Origin of the sequence: Streptomyces sp. NPDC002181, from assembly GCF_042890485.1 — a bacterium.
GTDB lineage: Bacteria > Actinomycetota > Actinomycetes > Streptomycetales > Streptomycetaceae > Streptomyces.
In genome coordinates, this window is sequence record NZ_JBIASC010000003.1 from 117,572 (window position 1) to 136,385 (window position 18,814).

An 18,814-nucleotide genomic window follows, 5' to 3' on the forward strand; every position below is an offset into this window, starting at 1 on the left:
GTATGCAACCGAACGCGATCGAAAGCGATCCGCATGGATACCCAAAGTGACTGTTTGTGCAGGTGGGGGAGGTACATTGCGAAAGCAGGGGGCGAAGAAACGCACGAAGGAGCCAGTCGCATGAGCACCACCCGTACCTCCGGTACGACGGCTACGACAATCGACGTCGACCGTAGCGACGCGGACTACCGCGCCTGGCTGAAGGAGGCCGTCCGCAAGGTCCAGGCCGATGCCAACCGATCCGCCGACACCCACCTGCTGCGCTTCCCGCTCCCCGAGGAATGGGGCATCGACCTCTACCTCAAGGACGAGTCCACGCACCCGACCGGCTCCCTCAAGCACCGCCTCGCGCGCTCGCTCTTCCTCTACGCGCTGTGCAACGGCTGGATCCGCCCCGGGCGCCCGGTCATCGAGGCCTCGTCCGGCTCCACGGCCGTGTCGGAGGCGTACTTCGCGAAGCTGATCGGCGTTCCGTTCATCGCCGTCATGCCGCGCACGACCAGCCCGGAGAAGTGCCGGCTCATCGAATTCCACGGCGGCGAATGCCACTTCGTGGACGACTCGATGAAGATGTACGAGGAGTCCGCGGACCTCGCCGCCCGCACGGGCGGGCACTACATGGACCAGTTCACGTACGCGGAGCGGGCGACCGACTGGCGCGGCAACAACAACATCGCCGAATCGATGTACCAGCAGCTGCGGTTGGAGCGCTATCCCGAGCCCGCGTGGATCGTGGCGACGGCCGGCACGGGCGGTACGTCCGCGACGATCGCGCGCTACGTGCACTACATGCAGCACGACACCCGGGTGTGCGTCCCGGACCCGGAGAACTCCTGCTTCTTCGACGGCTGGACCAACAACGACCCGCACGCGAGCAGCGATTGCGGCTCGCGCATCGAGGGCATCGGGCGGCCGCGGATGGAGCCCAGCTTCGTGCCGGGGGCCATCGACCGGATGATGAAGGTGCCGGACGCGGCGAGCGTCGCCGCGTGCCGGGCGCTGGAGCAGGCGATAGGCCGCAAGGCGGGCGGCTCCACGGGGACGGGCGTGTGGAGCGCGCTGAAGATCATCTCGGAAATGGTGGCCGAGGGCCGCAAGGGCAGCGTGGTCACGCTGCTGTGCGACCCGGGCGACCGCTACCTGGACAAGTACTACTCGGACGAGTGGCTGGCCGCACAGGGCCTGGACATCGCCCCGTACGCGCGGACCCTCGAAACCCTGCTGGCGACCGGCGTCTGGCGCGAACCGGCGGCCTGACCGGCCATGGGCTCGGGCTCGGCTCGGGCTCGGGCTCGGGCTCGGCTCGGGCTCGGCTCGGGATCAGGCTCGGGCTCGGGATGAGGCTCGGGATGCCGAGAATTCGGCCGGTCCCACCTCGCGGCCGGCCTCGTCCGGGCGCGAGGCGGACCGGAGGGGGCGCGGTCGTCAGGCTGTGGTGTGGACGACCAGCCGGTTCTGCGGTGCGTCGAAGGTGTCGGCCAGCAGCCGTCCTTCCCGCCGACTCCCGTCGAAGAGCCCCCGCTCGTCCACGTGCACGACGAGGGAGTCATGGCTGTCGATCACTTCCGAGATGCCACGGGTGTTGATGGTGTCCGACCATGCGTCCAGGTTCCGGCCATGCCGTTCCGGCAGCCCGCACGGCTCCCTCACCGCGTCCCAGAAATCGCTGAGTGTCTCCATCGGCCGACCGCGTAGGTCGACGGTCAACTCGCCGGCGCTCATCGCAGCAGGGTAACCAACCCGGCCGCACGCCACGGCCCGTCGGCGCAGGCGTCGTCCCTGAGCGGCTCGACGGTCGAGCAGCCGAAGGGGCGGCAGGGGCGACCCGCGTCAGTGACCCGTCGGGCGGTGTGCCGTCAGGCGGGCGTCCAGCGCCCGGACCGCCGAGCGGAACGACCGTCCAAGGAGCGGACGGGCCGCGGTGAGGGCGAGCCGGAGCGGCGCCGGGGCGTCCACCGCGAAGGTCCAGCGCACGAGCGTGCCGGAGCAGGGATCGGCGGGGGTGAGCAGCCACTCCTCCAACAGCGCGCGGATCCCCGGGGCGTTGGTCTCGTCGACCCGGTACGCGTAGCGCCGTTCCGGGTCCGCCGCCATGACGGTCTCCGCGAAGCGGGTCCCGCCGACCAGCCGGACCTCCCGGCCCGCACCCCCGTGCGTCGGCCGGGCCAGGGTCACCGCCCCGAACCACCGCGGCCACCCCTCGACGTCCTCGGCCAGGGCCCGGTACACGGCCTCGGGACCGGCCGTCGTCCGGGCGGTGTAGATCAGGCGGATCGGGGCGTTCTCGATGAAGTCCAGCCCCACCGGGCGGAGTCGGCGAGCCATGGCGGTCCCTCCTGGGGGTGTGCGATGGAACGTGCGTCCGCGTACCTTAACTGCCGCCCCGTCAGATGTCCGCCGCCCGGCCGCCTTCACGTCGGACCCGCGCACGAAGCCCGTGCACCCGGCCCCGAACGCCGCCAAAACGCCGCCAGAACGTCCCCCGGACAGGCCTAGGCACGGGGTTCGGGGCGCGGGATGCTGGAGTGCGCCGATCCTGCCCCCGCGAGCGGAGGCCGATGTGCCGGACCCCTCCCAGCCCCCGCAGCCCCTCCACCCCCTGGCCCTCGAACTCCGCGTGCACGGGGTCCACGGCGCACCCCCCGACGAGCTGCTCGGTGACCCGCGCACCGTCCGGATCACCGGGGACTCCACCGCCGCCGTCTTCCGTCGCGCCGCGGACGTCGACGCCGAGGCCCACCCCGAGCGGTACACCGGCCGGCCCGTCGTCGAGGCCTACTGCTGGTCCAGGCTGACCTCGGGCAACGGTGCCCGCGCCCTGTGGCTGCTGCTCCTGCCCTTCATGGTGGTCAACCTCGCCCACTGGGCCCGGCCCGCCGCGCCCGCCACCGGTCCGGCGCGGCGCGCGGTGCGCACGTACGGGGTGCTCGTACGGGTCCTCGCGCTCAGCTTGACCCTGCTGCTGGTCGCGGCCGCCTGCGAGGTGGCGCTCGACCTCCTCGCCTGGCAGTGCGCCGGCTCCGGCGCCTGTACCGGCTCCGGCTCCGGCTCAGGCCCCGGGTCCTGGCTCGGCTTCATGGAGCCGGGCCGGTGGTGGGGACAGCCCGGCCGCCGGCTGGCGCTCGGCGCGCTGGTCCCGGCCGCCCTGACGGGGCTGCTGTGGTACCTGTCGAACCGCACGTGGAGCGCGTACGAGTCGCAGCCCCCGCCGGCGGGCGCGGCCGTGCCCGCGGCCCGCCCGGACGGTGCGCCCGCCCTCGGCCGGCCCGGATTCTGGTACGGGCGCCGCATCGTGGCCCGGCTGCGCGCCGCGCACACCGCCGCCGGGCTGCTGATCGTCGCGGCCGCCGTCGCCGCGCCCACCGCCCGCCACGACCGCCGCGCCGGCGGCCCCGTACTCGAAGCCCTCGGCGGGGCGGTGGAGGTACTGCTGGCCGCCGGGGCCGTGGCTGTCGCCTGGGTCGTCTGCCGGCGCGGCCGTACCGAGGAGCGCGCCGACCACCGCCTCGACCGGGCCGCCGTCACCCTGCTGCCCGGCTGCGCACTCGCGCTGCTCGCCGCCGTCCTGCTCTACGCGGGCTGGTCCCGCCCCGGCTGGACCTCCGCCGGGCGGCTGCCCGGCGACTTCGCGTTCGGGGCCCTCATGCTCGGCCAGGGCTGCTGCGTGCTGCTGCTCGCAGCCGTCGCCGTCCGGCTGTACCGGCTCGCCCCCGACCCGGCGACCGCGCTGTACGGGCTCGGCGGTCCCGCCATCGCCATGCTCGGCTGCGCCCTCGGCGGGGTGATGTCCGGCGGGGTCGCCCAGCGGATCGCGGACTGGCTGGGCGGAGCCGATGGGGCGGGCGGGGCGGCGGCTCCGGGGTCCCCGGTGCCCGCGGCGTCCCCGGTGCCCGCGCCGCCCGTACTGCTGTCCTGGCAGGCCGCCGTACTGCCGCCGCTGCTCCTCGTACTGGCCCTGCTCGCCGTCTGCTTCGCCGTACGCGGGGTCCTCGCGCGGCGCCGGCTCGCCGCGGGGGTGGCCGCCGAGTACCCGGGGGAGCCGCCCGACGTGAACCGCAGCCGCCGGATCGCCGGGGCCCGGGCGGCCGCCGCGCTCACCGACTCCGCGCCCTGGTTCGTGGCCGCCGTCTCCGGGATCACCCTGCTGCTGGGCGCGGGAGCCCTCGCCGGAGCCTGGCTCAGCGGGCAGGTCCCGGGCCGGGCGGCCCGCGGGGCCCACCCGCTGCTGGAGACCGCGGCCCGGGCGGCGCAGGACGCCGGGTCCTGGCTGATAGGACTCGCCATCGCCGCGTTCATCGCCTGGGGCCGCCGCGCCTACCGGGACCCCGCCGCCCGCCGCACCATCGGCGTGCTCTGGGACGTCGGCACCTTCTGGCCGCGGGCCGCCCATCCGTTCGCGCCGCCCTGCTACGCCGAGCGCGCCGTCCCCGACCTGACCTGGCGGATGACCGGCTGGACCGGCCGCACCGGCGGCCGCCTGGTCATCTCCGGCCACTCCCAGGGCAGCGTCCTCGCGGCCGCCGCCGTCTGGCAGCTGCCACCGCAGGTCCGCCGACGGATCGCCCTGCTCACGTACGGCTCACCGCTCCGGCGGCTGTACGGGCGCTGGTTCCCGGCGTACTTCGGCCCGGGTCCCCTCGCGGCCCTGCACGCCGACGTCGACTGCTGGCGCAACCTCTGGCGCGCCACGGACCCCATCGGGGGCCCGGTCCTCCCGGGGCTCCGACCGGCCCCGCCCGCTGAAGCGGCTCCGGCCGCCCCCTCAGCCGGCCCCCCACCCGCACCCGGCCCCGCAGCCGACCGCGTCGACCGGGGACCGCTCGCCGATCCGCTGGCCTACGGGCGCAGCGCCCGCCACCCCCTGCCCGCGCCGATCCTCGGCCACTTCGACTACCAGGCCGACCCGGCCTTCACCGCCGAACGAGACGCCCTCCTGGCCCGGCTGGCCGGTCCCGCACGCCGCGCCCGGTCCGGCCGCCGCACCCGGTCCGCCGCATCCGTACCTCCCGCACCCGCCGTCCCGCCCCCGGCGTCACCGGTCACAACCGCCGCAACCGCCACGCCGACCCCGGCCGTCCCGGCCGAGCCCGCCCTGCCCGCCCCCAGGGTCAGCAAGGAGCCGGCAGGGCCGGCAGGGCCGGCAGGGCCGGGAGATCCTCCGGGAACAGGAGAGTGAGTTCATCCGTGCCCGGGTCCGAAAGCTGGGCCACCCGGCCCGCGTGACGCTCGACCATCGACTCGAAGGTCTGCCGCGCCGTGCGGCCGTTGCCGAACGCCGGGCCCTTCGGGAGTTCGGTGAAGTACGTCAGCAGCGCCTTCGCCGTGCCCTCCCCGAGCCGGTACTCGTGCTCCTCCGCCTGCTGTTCCACGATGCGCAGCAAATCCTGCGGCCCGTAGTCCCCGAACGTGATCGTCCGGGAGAACCGCGAGGCCACGCCCGGGTTCACGGTCAGGAAGCGGTCCATCTCCGCCGTGTACCCGGCGACGATCACCACCACCGCGTCCCGGTGGTCCTCCATCAGCTTCACCAGCGTGTCGATCGCCTCGCGCCCGAAGTCCCGCCCCGAGTCCTCCGGGGCCAGCGCGTACGCCTCGTCGATGAACAGCACCCCGCCGCGTGCCCGGTCGAACGCCTCCTGGGTCCGGATCGCCGTGGACCCGATGTGCTCGCCGACCAGGTCCACCCGCGAGACCTCCACCAGGTGGCCGCGCTCCAGGACCCCGAGGGAGGCCAGGATCTCCCCGTAGAGCCGGGCCACCGTCGTCTTGCCCGTACCGGGGCTGCCCGTGAACACCAGATGGCGTCGGACCGAGGCGGCCTTGAGGCCCGCCTGCTGCCGACGCCGGCCCACCTCGATCATGTCGGTGAGCGCCCGCACCTCGCGCTTGACGCTGTCCAGGCCCACCAGCGCGTCGAGCTGCCCCAGCACCTCGCCGGAGCCGCGTGCCGCGCCCGCCGCCTCCGGCTCCGGCTGCTCCGCACCCCGCGGGGCCGGCACCGGGGCCGCCCCGGCCGCCGGACCCCGGACCGCGCCGACCGTACGGATCCCCGTGCGCTCGGCGGAAGCGGATGCAGGGGCCCCGGTTCCGGCCCCGGCCGACTGGGCGGCCAGCCGCGAGCCCGACTCGTCGCTGGTGCAGTCCTCGGCGATCGGGCCGTCCTCCGCGAACTCGTACCCCCCGCGCGCACAGCGCTCGGTGTGGCAGCGGGTCAGGGTGGTGCGGCAGCCGTCGATCACGTGGAAGCCGAAGCCCGAACTGCCCGTCACCCGGCAGGACTGGAAGCTGCCGCGGCCGCCCGCCGACACGTAGAACCCGGCCTCGGACGGGGAACTGACCGTGCACCGCTCCAGCGCGGGATCGGCGCCCTTGGTGACGATCACCCCCGTCTGGACCGCGTCGATCGTGCAGTTGGCGAGGGTGCCGCCGCTGCCGTGGTCGCGGAACCAGGCTCCGGTCGCCGCCTCCCGGATCCGGCAGTCGTCGACCTGCGCGGTGGCCCCGTCGCTCACCGAGACGGCCGTGTTGCGCACCTGGGACAGATCGCTGTCGACGACGTCGGCGCGCGAGCCCCGGTCCAGGACGAACACCGCGTCCGGTACGTCGTGCACGCGGCAGGAGCTCAGGGAGGCGGTGGCCCCGTCGCTGATCCACACCGCCGGATAGTCGCCCGTGCTGTCGTGGATCTCGCAGGACTCGGCGTCCACCCGGGTCCCCGGATCCCACACCGACAGGCCGTTGCGGCCGAAGCGGCGGACGGTGGTCCGGCTGAGCGTGAGCACCGAACGGGAACGCAGGTCGACCGCGTTCTCCGGGATGTCGTGGATGTCGCAGCCGGCGAGCGTGAGCACCGCGTCGGTGTCGAGGGTGACCCCGTCCGTGGACGTGCGGTGCACGGCGCAGTCCGTGAGGCGGGCAGCGGCCCGCGCGGCGATCTGCACGCCCGTGCCCTTGATCTCGTACACCTCGCAGCCCAGCGCCTCCAGGCCCGAACCCTCGCCGGTGACCGCGATGCCGGCCCCGGACGCATGGTGGATCCGGCAGCGCTCCAGCCGCGGCCGCCCGCCGCCGCGCACGGAGACCCCGGTCTGGCCGGCGGCCACCACCTCGCACTCCTCGAACACCCCGCCGCCGCCGTCCAGCACGGCGATCCCGACCCCCGCCGGGTTCTCCACCGTGCACCGCCGCACCAGGGGCCGGGCGGACCCGCCGCGCACCTCGATGCCGGCCGCCGACCGGGTGCTGACCCGCAGATCGGTGAGCTCCGGCGAGCCCTCCTCGACCAGCAGTGCGGGCGCCGCCCGGTCCTGGCCCTCCAGGTGCAGGTCCTGGACCACGGCAGAGGCGCGCACCGTGAGCGCGACGCCGTCGAGCGGGGCGATCCGCACCGAACCCACCGAGCCCTCCGGCCCGCGCAGGGTCACGGCGTGGTTCAGCACCAGGTTCTCCCGGTAGGTGCCGGGAGCGATGGACAGAACATCCCCGTCGCCCGCGACGGCGAGCGCGGCCGCCAGCGTCGGATACTCACCGGAGCGGCGCCGCCACCGCGAAGACCCGCCGTGCGTCACCTGGACCGTGCCCTGTGCCATGGTGCTGTCGTGCCCCCGCCCTCGTACTCGTGCCGCCGAAGCGGCCGAAACCACCGCGGCCGCCCACCGCCCTGGCGGCGACCGACTCCGGCCGCTCCACCGTAGCGCGCGCGGGGCCGGTGAGATGCCAGGTCAGCTGCCCGCGCCCGCCCGGCCCCAATCGGGCCCGGCAGCCGCCCACGCGCGGTCCAGCCGTATGTACCGACGATGCATGAGCCTACGTACGACCAGGCGCCGGACCGTCTCCACCAGCGCGGCCGCGGCGAGGGCGGCGGCCAGGCCCACCACCGCCGCGTGGGCGCTCGCGGACGAGGCGTCGAGAGGCCGCCCCACGAGCCGGCCCTGCGTATCGGTCCATATCCGGAACCGGTCGCCCGTCTGCGGCGGTTCCTCCGCGGCCGGCACCGTGCCCTGGTGGCTGCTGCCGTCGGGCGCCGTCCAGGAAGCGACGATCTGCGTGCGCTGCGGGGACTGCCGCTGCGCCGACGGATCGGCCTCCGTCCCCGCGGGAGGGGGCGCGGCCGGCCGCACCACCACCGCCGGTACGAGATACCGCTCCTGCCGCTGTTCACGCGCGGCCCGCTGCAGCGTGCCGTCCACCTCCAGGCCCGCGACCGTTCCGATGGCCGGAGCCACCAGCAGGACGCAGATCAGCGCGGCGAACGCCACCCACGCCTCGAAGAGATCAGTCGGCCGGCGCAGTGGATTGCGCCGCCAACGCCACACACCCGTTGCTGTCCACACGGTCCGGCACCCCCTTGCCTCCGTCTGCCTGCGGTCCAAGCCTCCCGCACCCCCCGGCAACGCGCATTCCGGGACGTGCGGCAGCCGTGTCACCCGATCCGGTGCGTGAAGTCCTGGAAGCGAGACCGCCGCCTTGGTCCCGGCCCCGGTCGTGGCCCGGTTTTGGCCTTGGTCGTGGCCCCGGTCCTGGCCCCGGCCGAAGCCGAGCTCGCTCCCGCACCTTCCCGTCACAGCCGTCGAATGCTCCAACGGCCCGATCACGGCGCTTGGTTCCAACCTTCCCCCACAGCCCCTCGAAGGTGTCATTCCGAGGGGTCGGTCCCGCCCGCTACTCCAGGACGCGGACCTCGTCGCCCACCCGTACCGTGCCCGTCCGCACCGGCACCAGCTGCCGCCCGAAGGCCAGCGACTTGCCGATCCGCCGGTGCCGGGCCAGGGTCTTGAGGGGCTCCTTGCCGCGCTCCGCCGTGGCCTGGTCGGTGGTCGTCACGATGCACCGCCCGCACTCGCGGACCCCGCGGAAGACGGCGTCGCCGATCGCGATGCGCCGCCAGCCGTCCTCCGCCCACGCCTCGGCGCCGGAGACCACGATATTCGGGCGGAAACGGTTCATCGGCAGCGGACCCTCCTCGGGATGGTCCCCCTGCGCGATCAGAGAGTTCAGCGCGTCCAGTGACGCGAGGGTCACGAGCAGCACCGGATAGGCGTCGGCGAGGCTCACCGTCTCGCCCGGCAGCGCGTACGCCGGGTCGACGGGCCGCCGTACGGAAGGGTCGTCCATGTGCACGAGCCGCGCCGGCACGCCCAGGTACGTGCTGAACCAGTCCGCCGCGGCGCTCGCCGCGACGACGGTCTCGACCTTCTTCCCGAACAGGGTGACCGGCTCCAGCGGACCCGGCTCCGGCACCTCCACGGCCAGCTCGGCCATGCCCGGCGCCGACAGGGCGACCGCGCCGCCCCCCAGCGGACGCGCCGCGGCCAACGCCAGCCGGGGCTGCTGGCGTTGGGTGATGACCGTGCCCTCGGTGTCCACCACCGCCCACCGACGGTCCCCGGACAGACCCCAGGGCTCCACGGCCATCTCGTCGGGAGCTGTCCCCGCTACCGACTTGACGGGATGGACGTGGAGCGCCTGGACATGCAAGTTCGACATGGGAGCATCCTGCCAGGACCTCCCGCGCCCGCCCTAGTGGGCGTTCCCGGATCCGTCAGTACCCGCGCCCCTGGTACGGGCGGCCGTACGGGTCCTCGTACGAGGCGGCCGGAACCGGAGCCGGAACCTGCATCGGGCGCGGGGCGGCCGGACGCATCGCCTCGTACCCGGTGGCCATGGGCCGGGGCTGCTGCGGCTGGGCCTGCTGCATGTATCCCGCGCGGGCCACGGCCGGCTGCTGCTGCGGGATGTACGGAGCGGGCGCCTGCTGCAGCGGCATCGGTGCGGGCGCCGCCTGCTGCTGGTACGGGTACCCGTACGCCGGGGCTTGCTGCTGCTGCGGCATGGCCGGGGGCAGCGCGGCCGGCAGTGCGGGCAGCGAGGAGGCCAGGGCCGGGAGGTATCCACCGCTCGAATAGCCCGAGCTGGGGGAGTCGTAGGCGGCCGGAACGCGGATCGGAGCGATCTGCGGGGTACCCCGTTCGGCGACGAGCGAGTCGTAGATGGGGGTGTCCGGGAAAGAGGGCGCGGAGTAGTAACCGCCGCCATAAGTGGAGCGGGGGGAGGTCATGGGACCTAAGTTAAGCCCACGACTTCACCGGGTCCATAGCGAGGTGTGACGAACACCGCGCTGACCTGCATATTCGCAGGTCAGAGCCACACCCTTCACTTCCCGTTCACGTGCACGTTTTTGTCCCTTCCGCACCGTGTTGTTCCTACTCGTACTCACCGGTTGGCTGTTGCACCGACTTGGCGCTGACGCAGCGTCACAAGGCGGTGACCTGGGATGACATCGATGAGGGGGGCGGTCTGGGGGTGGTTATTCGTTTCAGGCGTCACTCGGGCGGGCATAGGTACGGCCCTTCCATGCCGCGCCGCGGCCGCGGTAATGCTGAACGGCGGAGTCGACGGTCATCAGGAGGTACAGGAGGGCCGTGAGCGGAAGGAGTGGCGCGAGTACCGCGGGCTGGCGGTAGTAGCGCAGCATCGGCAGATAAGTGCCCGCCATCAGCAGCCACGCCAGCCCACCCGCCCACGCGGTCGCGGCGTGCCCGGTCGCGAGCCCCGCGAGCAGCGCGGCCGGGGGGACGAGGTAGACGAGCACGAGTCCGGCCACCGTCCCGGCCAGCAGCAGCGGCTGGTGGCGCAGTTGTGCGTACGCACTGCGCGAGACCATCCGCCACAGGTCCCCGAGCGCGGGGTACGGGCGCACGCTGTCCACCCGCTCCGCCAGCCCGAGCCAGATCCGGCCGCCCGAGCGGCGGACGGCGCGGGCGAGGGATACGTCGTCGATGACGGCCTGCCGGATGGAGTCGGGGATGCCGGCGCGGACGGCGACCTCGGTGCGCAGCAGGACGCAGCCGCCGGCCGCGGCCGCGGTCCGGCCGGTCGGGCGGTTGATGCGGCGGAAGGGGTAGAGCTGCGCGAAGAAGTACACGAAGGCCGGTACGACGAGCCGCTCCCAGACGCTGACGGCGCGCAGGCGGGCCATCTGCGAGACGAGGTCGAGTCCGGAGCCGGTCGCGGCCGCGACCAGCTCGCGCAGGCTGTCGGGCTCGTGCGCGATGTCGGCGTCGGTGAGGAGCAGGTACTCGGGCTCGGTGGCGTGGGCGGTCCGGGCGAGCGCGATGCCGTGGCGCAGGGCCCACAGCTTCCCGGTCCAGCCGGGGCCCGGCTCGCCGGGGGAGGTGAGGGTGAGGGGCAGCCCGGGATTCTCCCGGGCCAGCCGCAGGGCGAGCTCGCCGGTGCCGTCGGTACTGCCGTCGTCGACCAGGATGACCTCGGCTTCGCCGGGATAGTCCTGGGCGATGAGCGAGGGCAGGCTGCGCGGCAGTACCCCGGCCTCGTCCCTGGCCGGAACCACGATGGCGACGGACGGCCACCGCCGGGGGGCGCTGCGCGGAGGGAGCCGCACGTCGGTCCGCCAGAACATGCCCTGGGCGAACGTGAGCCAGATCCAGGCGAGGAGGGAAGCGCAGGCGGTGCAGAGAAGGCCCATGCGGGCAGTGTGCCGAAGACGGCGGGGGGTGTGGGGGATTTGGGAGAGGGTGGGGGCGGCGGGGGTGGGAGCGGGGGTGGGGGTGGGGGCGCGGTTGGCCGGGGTCGGGATGGTTGGTCGGGGTGCCGGGGCCTGAGCTGCGGCCGGGCGGGACCGGAGGGGGTTCGGGGGTTTCCCGGCAGTCCACTGTCCTTCCGTGTCGGTCCGGGCCGTCAAGGGCGCTCCCTGCGGTCGCGTCGCTGCGCGATGGCCTTCGGCCACCCTTGACCGCCCGGCCCGCCCCGGAATGCCACAAGACTGCCGGGAAGCCCCCGAAGGAACGGTCAGGGGGACAGCCAGGCCCACGGGTGCGTCAGGGATGCCGACCTCACCACCCGGTTCAGCCACACCCCGCCCCACCAGCACCACCAAGCCCGGCCAGGACGGGGGCGCCCCAGATCGCTACGCGCTCCTCACGGCATGGCGTCCAACGACCGCCTGTGGCTGGACATAAGCCGCCCACGACCAGCCCCATACCCCTCCGACAGGGCGCCTGCGGCCCGTTTGTCCCTATTTGGGGGCCGATCGGGACCCGCAAGAGCCCCTGCCTGACCGAGAGGTTGAAAAGTCCGGCATCAGGCTCCCCCACGCCCGTCTTTCGTCTCCACCACCCGTCCATCGTGTCGTGCGCAGAGTAGATGTCAGTGGGATGGTTCTCAGCCCGTGGAAGGGGCTGCGGTGTGTGTGCCGGGTGCCTGACCCTGCGGTCCGTCAGGTTGGATGGCACCGTGACGAGACGAACCAAGACGAAGAAGAAGCGGGCCCCCTTTGGCATACCAAAGGAGATCATCCTGCTGACTGATCAAGACGAGTGGCCCTACAGGTTCATCGCCGACGACTCGGGTGGCGGATGCGGCAAGGCCCCGATGCCCGCCGACGCGTCCCTTGAGGACGTACAGACGGCGATCTTCACGCAGCTTGCGGACCTCACCCGCATGCTCCACGGCGTTGAGATCGACGTTGAGTGGTCCTCCCTGACGCCGGGTTCGTGGGTAGGCCACATCCGGCCTGTCACCACGCAGGAGCCTGCTCTGCCTGGCGCGGTACCTGAAGTCGGCTGACCACGGGTCGGGTCACCACAGCAACGCACTTGAGCCGTCGCCGTGATCAGACGTCCGCCGCCGGGACCGGCAGTTGGACTGTGGCTCTTCGAACAACGCGGATTCGCGGACATCCTGGCCGACGGAGACCCACTTCAGGGTGCGCGACGGTTCGGCCTTGGGCCTGCGGGCCGAGGAGATGCCTGCCGAGGACGAGGAGTACTCATCCTTTTCGCGGCCACCTGCGCAGGGGCTGGTAGTCGGCGCTGGCTGCTCGGGTTCGGTGCCGCTCGGTCACCTGACGCTCGCGCTCACCGTGCTCACCAGGCGGAAGAAGCCCAACGCGGCCGTACGCGGCCCGATCCAGCCCGCCGAGGCCGAGGTCCTCCTGCGCGTCAGGGTCGACGGAGGCATCGACCCTCATGACGCTGCGCAGCGCCAGGCACCGGAGGACCTCGCCGCCGCCGAGATGGTCGTACCCGGCGGCATCATCGACCGCTTCCACGGCAACGTGCTCTTCAGCCTCCTGGGACTCCCCGCGTCGTCACTGCCTACTGACAACAACTCTGCGTACGACACATTGCCCCGGAACAGGCCGCAGACGCCGAAATGGTCGTCCGTGGATGACGTCTGGGCGGCTTATGTCCGGCCACAGGCGGTCGTCGGACGCTGAGACGTGAGGAGCGCGTAGCGATCTGACGCGTCCCTGGTCGTGGCCGGGGATGGTGGTCCCGGGACGGGAACACCGCCGGCCGAGAGCCCCGATCGGCATCACTGAGGGCCCGTCCCTCTTGCTGAACCTCCCGGCCATTCCTTCGGGGGCTTCCCGGCAGTCTTATGGCATTCCGGGGCGGGGCGGTCAGTCAAGGGTGGCCGAAGGCCATCGCGCAGCGACGCGACCGCAGGGAGCGCCCTTGACGGACCGACCCGACACGGAAGGACAGTGGACTGCCGGGACGCCCCCGGACACACCACCGACCCCGAACACGGGGATCCCGCCCCCCGAAGCCCCCGGTCGGCCGTCCCGCCCCCGAAGCCCCCGGCCCCGCCACGCCCCGTCGGCCTCCCCCGAGGCCTCCGGCGGCTTGGCTTCCATTAAGGTGACCAGGTGAAGATCGCCCTCATGGACTCCGGAATCGGCCTCCTCGCGGCGGCCGCCGCGATGCGGCGGCTGCGGCCCGACGTCGATCTGGTCCTCTCCTCCGACCCCGTCGGCATGCCCTGGGGGCCCCGTACCCCCGCCGATCTGACCGGGCGGGCCCTCGGCGTGGCCCGGGCCGCCGCCGGGCACCGGCCTGACGCGCTGATCGTGGCCTGCAACACCGCCAGCGTGCACGCCCTGCCCGCCCTCCGCGCCGCGCTTGAGCCCGGCATCCCGGTGATCGGGACCGTGCCGGCGATCAAGCCCGCCGCCGCCCCGGGCGGGCGCGTGGCCATCTGGGCCACCCCCGCCACCACCGGCAGCCCCTACCAGCGCGGGCTGATCCGTGACTTCGCCGCCGGGGCCCGGGTCACCGAGGTGCCCTGCCCGGGACTGGCCGACGCCGTCGAGACGGGGAACGCCACCGCCATCGCCGCGACCGTGGCCGCGGCCGCCGCGCTGACCCCGGCCGACGTCTCCGACGTCGTCCTCGGCTGCACCCACTACGAGCTCGTCGAGACGGCCATCCGGGCCGCCCTCGCCGAGCGGACCGGTGGCGCCGAGCTCCGCTACCACGGCTCCGCCGAGCCCGTCGCCGTACAGGCGCTGCGCCGCCTCGGCGCGCTCCCCGAGCCGGGCCTGCCCCGCACCGGCACCCTGACCGTCCTGCTCAGCGGGGAGGAGGGCGCGCTCCCCGACGCCGCGCTCGGTTACGCCGAAGGCCGGCTGCTGGCCGGCGAGGGCGCCCCCGTCGGGCGCTGATCCCGCCGCCCGCCCCTGTCCCGAGCGCTACCTCCGGCCGCCCGCCAGCGATCGGGCGAGCGTGCGCAGCCCGTCCGCGTCCAGTACGCGGTCCCCGAACCCGGGCAGTGGTACGTGCAGCGGGGCCGTCCACTCCGGGGGGATCGCCGCCTGGCCGTAGCGGGCCCCGGCCAGGGTGCCGGTGACCGCCGCCACGGTGTCGGTGTCCCCGCCCAGGTCCACGGCGGCCCGTACGGCCCCGGCGAACCCGGTGGTGGTCCGCAGTGCCCACACCGCCGAGCCCAGGCAGGGCCAGACCGCCCCGTTGAACTCGGTGGCCAGCCCCGGATGCCAGTCGGGGCCGAGGACGACCCCGTACCGCTCGCGGTGACCCGGGTGCACCGCGCCGAGCACCTCGGGGAGCGCGGCCAGCGGATCGCCCCCGTCGAGTGTCACCCGTACGAGCTCGTGCAGTACGGCCGTACCCTCCCACGCCGCCCGGTCGCCGTGCGTCAGGGCCGCGATCCGCCGGGCGGCGTCCATGGTCCCCTCCCGTCCGGCGGCGGCGAAGTACACGGCCGAGGTGGAGGCCCGCATCAGGGAACCGTTGCCCGCCGCCCGCGCGTTGATCTGGAAGTGCAGTGCGGCAGCCAGGTCCCAGGCCTCGCCGCTGGTCAGCACGTCCTCGGTCTGGAGGCCGATGTCCTTGGGCTCGGAGGCCGCCCAGCGCTGGAACCGCCCGAAGACGTCGGCGAGTTCGAGGCCGCCGTGATCCAGCAGGGACTCGCCGACCAGGACGGCCATCTGCGTGTCATCGGTCGCCTCGCCCGGATCCCAGCCGCCGCCCCCGCGCATCTCCTCGCCGCGCGCGGTCAGTTCGCCGGCGGGCCCGAACTCGTACGGTGCGCCGAGCGCGTCGCCGACGGCCGAGCCCAGAACCGCACCGATGGCGCGGTCGAGTCGAGTGATCACGAGTCCTCCTCGGGCAATTCGGGGCGTACGGGCCGCGAGGGTACCCGGTCGGCCGTGCCCGCCCGGTGGGCCGGGTGGGCGGGACCGCCCTGCTCGCGGACTGCGCTACTTCGCCGACGCCCCCGAGGAGCCCGCCGGCCGGAGGTCGGACCGGGGAACGTCCTTCAGGTGGGTCAAGAAGCCCCGGAGGTCCGCCGGCGGCTGCAGTGCCGCCGCGGTGCCGCCGAGCATCAGGACGGCCCGGCTTCTTTCGGTGCGTCGTGTGGTGCGCAGTGCGTTGCCTGGGCTGTCACGTTCGCGACCGTAGAACCCCGAGTTTGGTTGGGGTCGAGGGCGGGCAGGTGCGGGCTGCCGGTGCGGGCTGCCGGTGCGGGGGCGACGCGCTGTGAGAGGCAGTGGCGCACATGCGGAACGTGAGTACGCTGCTACACATGACGGTTCACCCCCCGGGTCCGCTGTGGACCGGACGGGCCTCCAACCGCGCCCAATGGCTGCTCGCCGCGGCCGGCGCGGCCTGCCTCGCGCTCGGCGTCCAGCTCGCCGTGGACTCGAACTGGACCTCCGGCATCGTCCCGCTGCTCATGTCCGTGATCGGCTGTCTCGCCGTCGGACTGCTGATCCTCTTCGGAACCCTCGCCTTCGTGCACGTCGCCGTCACCGTCGACGCCGAGGCGCTGGAAGTCCGCTGCGGCCACATCGGGCTGCCGCGCCGCAAGATCCGGCTGACGGACGTGGCCTCCGCCGAGTTCGTGCCCCGGATCACCCCCCAGCAGTGGGGCGGCTGGGGCTACCGCTGGCGGCCCGAAAGGGGAACCGCCGTCATCGTCCGGCGCGGCGAGGGCGTCGAGCTGCGCCTCGGCGACGGCAAGGTGTTCACCGTCACCGTCGACGACGCCGAGAACGCGGTCCGGGTCATCCGCGCCCACCTGCGCGCCCTCGCCCGCTGAGGGTCTCCCGCCGTCCCGGGCCGGGCACGTACACTCCGGCAGATGAGCAGCAGCATCACCGCAGAGCCCGGATCCGGCGTCGCCGGAGAAGCGGAACCCGCAAGCCCGGCCACGTCCGCCGCCTGGAAGGGCGGGGCGCTGCGCGCGGCCCTCGCCGTCGGCTCCGGCGCGCTGCTGTACCTGAGCTTCCCGCCGCGTCCGCTGTGGTGGCTGGCCCCGTTCGCCCTCGCCCTGCTCGGTGCCTGCCTGCGCGGCCGCCGCGCCCGCGCCGGCTTCGGCCTCGGCTTCCTGCACGGCCTGGGCTTCCTGCTCCCGCTGCTCATCTGGACCAGCGAGGGCGTGGGCCCCGTCCCGTGGCTGGCCCTCGCCACGGTGGAAGCCCTCCTGGTCGGCCTCACCTGTCTCGGGATCGCCCTCGTCAGCCGGCTTCCCGCCTGGCCGCTGTGGGGCGCGGCCGTGTGGGTCGCGGGCGAGGCGCTGCGCGCCCGGGCCCCGTTCGGCGGCTTCCCCTGGGGGAAGCTGGCCTTCGGCCAGGCCGACGGCGTGTTCCTGCCGCTCGCCGCCCTCGGCGGCACCCCGCTGCTCTCCTTCGCCGTCGCCCTGTGCGGATTCGGGCTGTACGAGGCGGTGCGCGCCGGCGTCGGCACCCGGCGGGCCACCGCCGCGCTGCTCGCCGGGACCGCCGCGCTCGCCCCGCTCGCCGGGGCCCTCGCGTCCCGGCCGCTGGTCTCGGACGCGGCCGAGGAGGGGACCGCGGTGGCCGCCGTCGTCCAGGGCAACGTTCCGCGCGCAGGGTTCGACTTCAACGCCCAGCGCCGCGCGGTCCTCGACAACCACGCGAACCGCACCCTCCAGCTGGCGGCGGACGTCAAGGCCGGCCGGGTCCCGAAGCCCGATTTCGTGGTCTGGCCGGAGAACTCCTCCGACATCGACCCGTACACCCAGCCCGACGCGTACGAGGTCATCGACAACGCGGTCAAGGCCATCGGGGTCCCGGTCGCGATCGGCTCCGTACTGGCCCCGGACACCGGCCCGCTGCGCAACACGATGATCTTGTGGGACCCGGTCAAGGGGCCCGTCGACACGTACGACAAGCGCAAGATCCAGCCCTTCGGCGAGCGCATTCCGATGAGGTCCTTCGTCCGGCTCTTCAGCGCGGACGTGGACCGGGTGCAGCGCGACTTCGGCCCCGGCAAGGAGCCGGGCGTCTTCGCCATGGCGGGCAGCGGGGTCGGGATGGTGACCTGCTTCGAGGCCGCGTTCGACGACGCCGTGCGCTCCACCGTCCAGGACGGCGCGCAGGTGATCGCCGTACCGAGCAACAACGCCACCTTCGGCCGCTCGCAGATGACGTACCAGCAGCTCGCCATGGACCGGGTGCGGGCCGTGGAGCACAGCCGTACCGTGCTCGTGCCCGTCACCAGCGGTGTCAGCGCCGTGATCCGCCCCGACGGGCAGATCGTCCAGGAGACGAAGATGTTCACGGCGGACGCGCTGGTCGCCGAGATCCCGCTGCGCTCCTCGCAGACGCCGGCCACCCGGTTCGGCCCGCTGCCGGAGTACGTGCTGCTCCTGGTCGCCGCGGGGGGCCTCGGCTGGACCCTCGCGCGCCGGATCCGGTCCCGCCGGACGGCCGCCTGACCCGGCCCGGCGGACCGGCGGCTCCCGGTCACCGCCCGCGGCCTCGTAGGGTCGGGGCATGACCACACCCGAGTTCATCCGCCAGATCCGCGCCTCCGCGGGCAACCAGCTGCTCCTGCTGCCCGGGGTGACCGCCATCGTCTTCGACGACGAGGGGCGGGTGCTGCTCGGCCGCCGTTCCGACACCGGCCGCTGGGCCGTGGTCGGCGGGATCGCGGAGCCGGGGGAGCAGCCTGCGGAGACGGCGGTGCGCGAGGTGTACGAGGAGACGGCGGTGCACTGCGTCCCGGAGCGGGTGGTGCTGGTCCAGATGCTCGAACCGATGACCTATCCGAACGGGGACGTCTGCCAGTTCCAGGACATCACCTTCCGCTGCCGCGCCACGGGCGGTGAGGCCCGCGTCAACGACAGCGAGTCGCTGGAGGTGGGCTGGTTCGCGGTGGATGCCCTGCCGGAACTGGAGCCGTTCGCGGTGGACCGCATCCTGCGCGCCCGGAGCGAGGACGCCCCGGCCTGGTTCGCCCCGGCGGCCGGCGCGGCCGGGGCGAGCGCCCCTGCGGCCGGGGCCGGGGACGGGGCCGGGGCCGGGGCCGGGGCCGGGGCCGGGGCCGGGGCCGGGGCCGGGGACGGGAATGGGGACCGGGACCGGGACGGCGATGGCCTGCGCGCCGAACTGGAGCGGACCCGGGCCGAGCGCGACGCGGCGCTGCGCGACAGCGCCTGGCTGCGGATCCAGGTCGAGTCCCTGTCCCAGCCGGGCGACGCCACGGCGGAGAGCTGGTCGCGCGTCGACCACCTGATCCTCGGG

General features: G+C 74.0%; 15 protein-coding genes and 1 pseudogene. 8 read left to right on the forward strand and 8 right to left on the reverse strand.

What is annotated here, in order from left to right; all coding sequences use genetic code 11:
* Positions 1-120 precede the first annotated feature (120 nt).
* A complete protein-coding gene (locus ACFYXV_RS09940; RefSeq protein WP_389382540.1) occupies positions 121-1,257 on the forward strand; it encodes a PLP-dependent cysteine synthase family protein in 1,137 nt (378 codons plus the stop codon).
* A 168-nt stretch (positions 1,258-1,425) separates the two neighbouring features.
* Here ACFYXV_RS09940 and ACFYXV_RS09945 read toward each other — a convergent pair whose 3' ends face one another.
* Together ACFYXV_RS09945 and ACFYXV_RS09950 are read right to left on the reverse strand one after the other, a co-directional pair.
* Positions 1,426-1,722 (reverse strand): barstar family protein, encoded by a 297-nt coding sequence (locus tag ACFYXV_RS09945; RefSeq protein WP_389382541.1) that lies wholly within the window; start codon positions 1,720-1,722, stop codon positions 1,426-1,428.
* A 108-nt stretch (positions 1,723-1,830) separates the two neighbouring features.
* Complete coding sequence (locus tag ACFYXV_RS09950) at positions 1,831-2,325, reverse strand: SRPBCC family protein (protein ID WP_389382542.1); 495 nt, start codon at positions 2,323-2,325, stop codon at positions 1,831-1,833.
* Positions 2,326-2,560: 235 nt separating this feature from the next.
* On the opposite strand from ACFYXV_RS09950, the gene ACFYXV_RS09955 reads away from it, so the two are divergent.
* On the forward strand, positions 2,561-5,176 hold the full coding sequence (locus ACFYXV_RS09955; RefSeq protein ID WP_389382543.1) for a hypothetical protein: 2,616 nt from the start codon (positions 2,561-2,563) through the stop codon (positions 5,174-5,176).
* On the opposite strand, the gene ACFYXV_RS09960 is transcribed toward ACFYXV_RS09955, so the two are convergent.
* From ACFYXV_RS09960 to ACFYXV_RS09980, 5 genes are all read right to left on the reverse strand, one after another.
* The gene (locus tag ACFYXV_RS09960; protein WP_389382544.1) at positions 5,109-7,589 is read right to left on the reverse strand and encodes a right-handed parallel beta-helix repeat-containing protein; all 2,481 of its coding nucleotides are present in this window, start codon (positions 7,587-7,589) and stop codon (positions 5,109-5,111) included. The two genes, ACFYXV_RS09955 and ACFYXV_RS09960, sit on opposite strands and share 68 nt — an antisense overlap.
* 132 nt (positions 7,590-7,721) lie before the next feature.
* A complete protein-coding gene (locus ACFYXV_RS09965; RefSeq protein WP_389382545.1) occupies positions 7,722-8,333 on the reverse strand; it encodes a hypothetical protein in 612 nt (203 codons plus the stop codon).
* A gap of 328 nt (positions 8,334-8,661) precedes the next feature.
* Positions 8,662-9,486: an MOSC domain-containing protein gene (locus ACFYXV_RS09970; protein ID WP_385473145.1), complete on the reverse strand. Its 825-nt coding sequence runs from the start codon at positions 9,484-9,486 to the stop codon at positions 8,662-8,664.
* A gap of 55 nt (positions 9,487-9,541) precedes the next feature.
* A complete protein-coding gene (locus tag ACFYXV_RS09975; protein ID WP_385473142.1) occupies positions 9,542-10,057 on the reverse strand; it encodes a DUF6643 family protein in 516 nt (171 codons plus the stop codon).
* Between the two features lie 258 nt (positions 10,058-10,315).
* On the reverse strand, positions 10,316-11,485 hold the full coding sequence (locus ACFYXV_RS09980; protein WP_385473139.1) for a glycosyltransferase: 1,170 nt from the start codon (positions 11,483-11,485) through the stop codon (positions 10,316-10,318).
* A gap of 767 nt (positions 11,486-12,252) precedes the next feature.
* On the opposite strand from ACFYXV_RS09980, the gene ACFYXV_RS09985 reads away from it, so the two are divergent.
* The 3 genes from ACFYXV_RS09985 (at position 12,253) to ACFYXV_RS09995 (ending at position 14,467) form a co-directional block, all read left to right on the forward strand.
* The gene (locus tag ACFYXV_RS09985; protein WP_389382546.1) at positions 12,253-12,585 is read left to right on the forward strand and encodes a hypothetical protein; all 333 of its coding nucleotides are present in this window, start codon (positions 12,253-12,255) and stop codon (positions 12,583-12,585) included.
* Positions 12,586-12,724: 139 nt separating this feature from the next.
* Complete coding sequence (locus tag ACFYXV_RS09990; RefSeq protein WP_389382547.1) at positions 12,725-13,237, forward strand: hypothetical protein; 513 nt, start codon at positions 12,725-12,727, stop codon at positions 13,235-13,237.
* Positions 13,238-13,672: 435 nt separating this feature from the next.
* Positions 13,673-14,467, forward strand: a complete 795-nt coding sequence (locus ACFYXV_RS09995) for a glutamate racemase (protein WP_389382548.1) — start codon at positions 13,673-13,675, stop codon at positions 14,465-14,467.
* A gap of 27 nt (positions 14,468-14,494) precedes the next feature.
* Here the strand turns inward: ACFYXV_RS09995 and ACFYXV_RS10000 are convergent, their stop codons facing one another.
* A complete protein-coding gene (locus tag ACFYXV_RS10000; protein ID WP_385471046.1) occupies positions 14,495-15,415 on the reverse strand; it encodes an ADP-ribosylglycohydrolase family protein in 921 nt (306 codons plus the stop codon).
* Between the two features lie 434 nt (positions 15,416-15,849).
* Here ACFYXV_RS10000 and ACFYXV_RS10005 point away from each other — a divergent pair, with 434 nt between their 5' ends.
* The 3 genes and pseudogenes from ACFYXV_RS10005 to ACFYXV_RS10015 all read left to right on the forward strand — a co-directional run.
* Positions 15,850-16,365 (forward strand): hypothetical protein, encoded by a 516-nt coding sequence (locus ACFYXV_RS10005; RefSeq protein WP_385471032.1) that lies wholly within the window; start codon positions 15,850-15,852, stop codon positions 16,363-16,365.
* Positions 16,366-16,407: 42 nt separating this feature from the next.
* Positions 16,408-18,006, forward strand: coding sequence for an apolipoprotein N-acyltransferase (lnt, locus tag ACFYXV_RS10010; protein WP_385471030.1), 1,599 nt, complete (start codon positions 16,408-16,410; stop codon positions 18,004-18,006).
* Between the two features lie 58 nt (positions 18,007-18,064).
* Positions 18,065-18,538 (forward strand): annotated as a pseudogene (locus ACFYXV_RS10015) (NUDIX domain-containing protein); the annotation flags it as partial.
* Between the last annotated feature and the right edge of the window lie 276 nt (positions 18,539-18,814).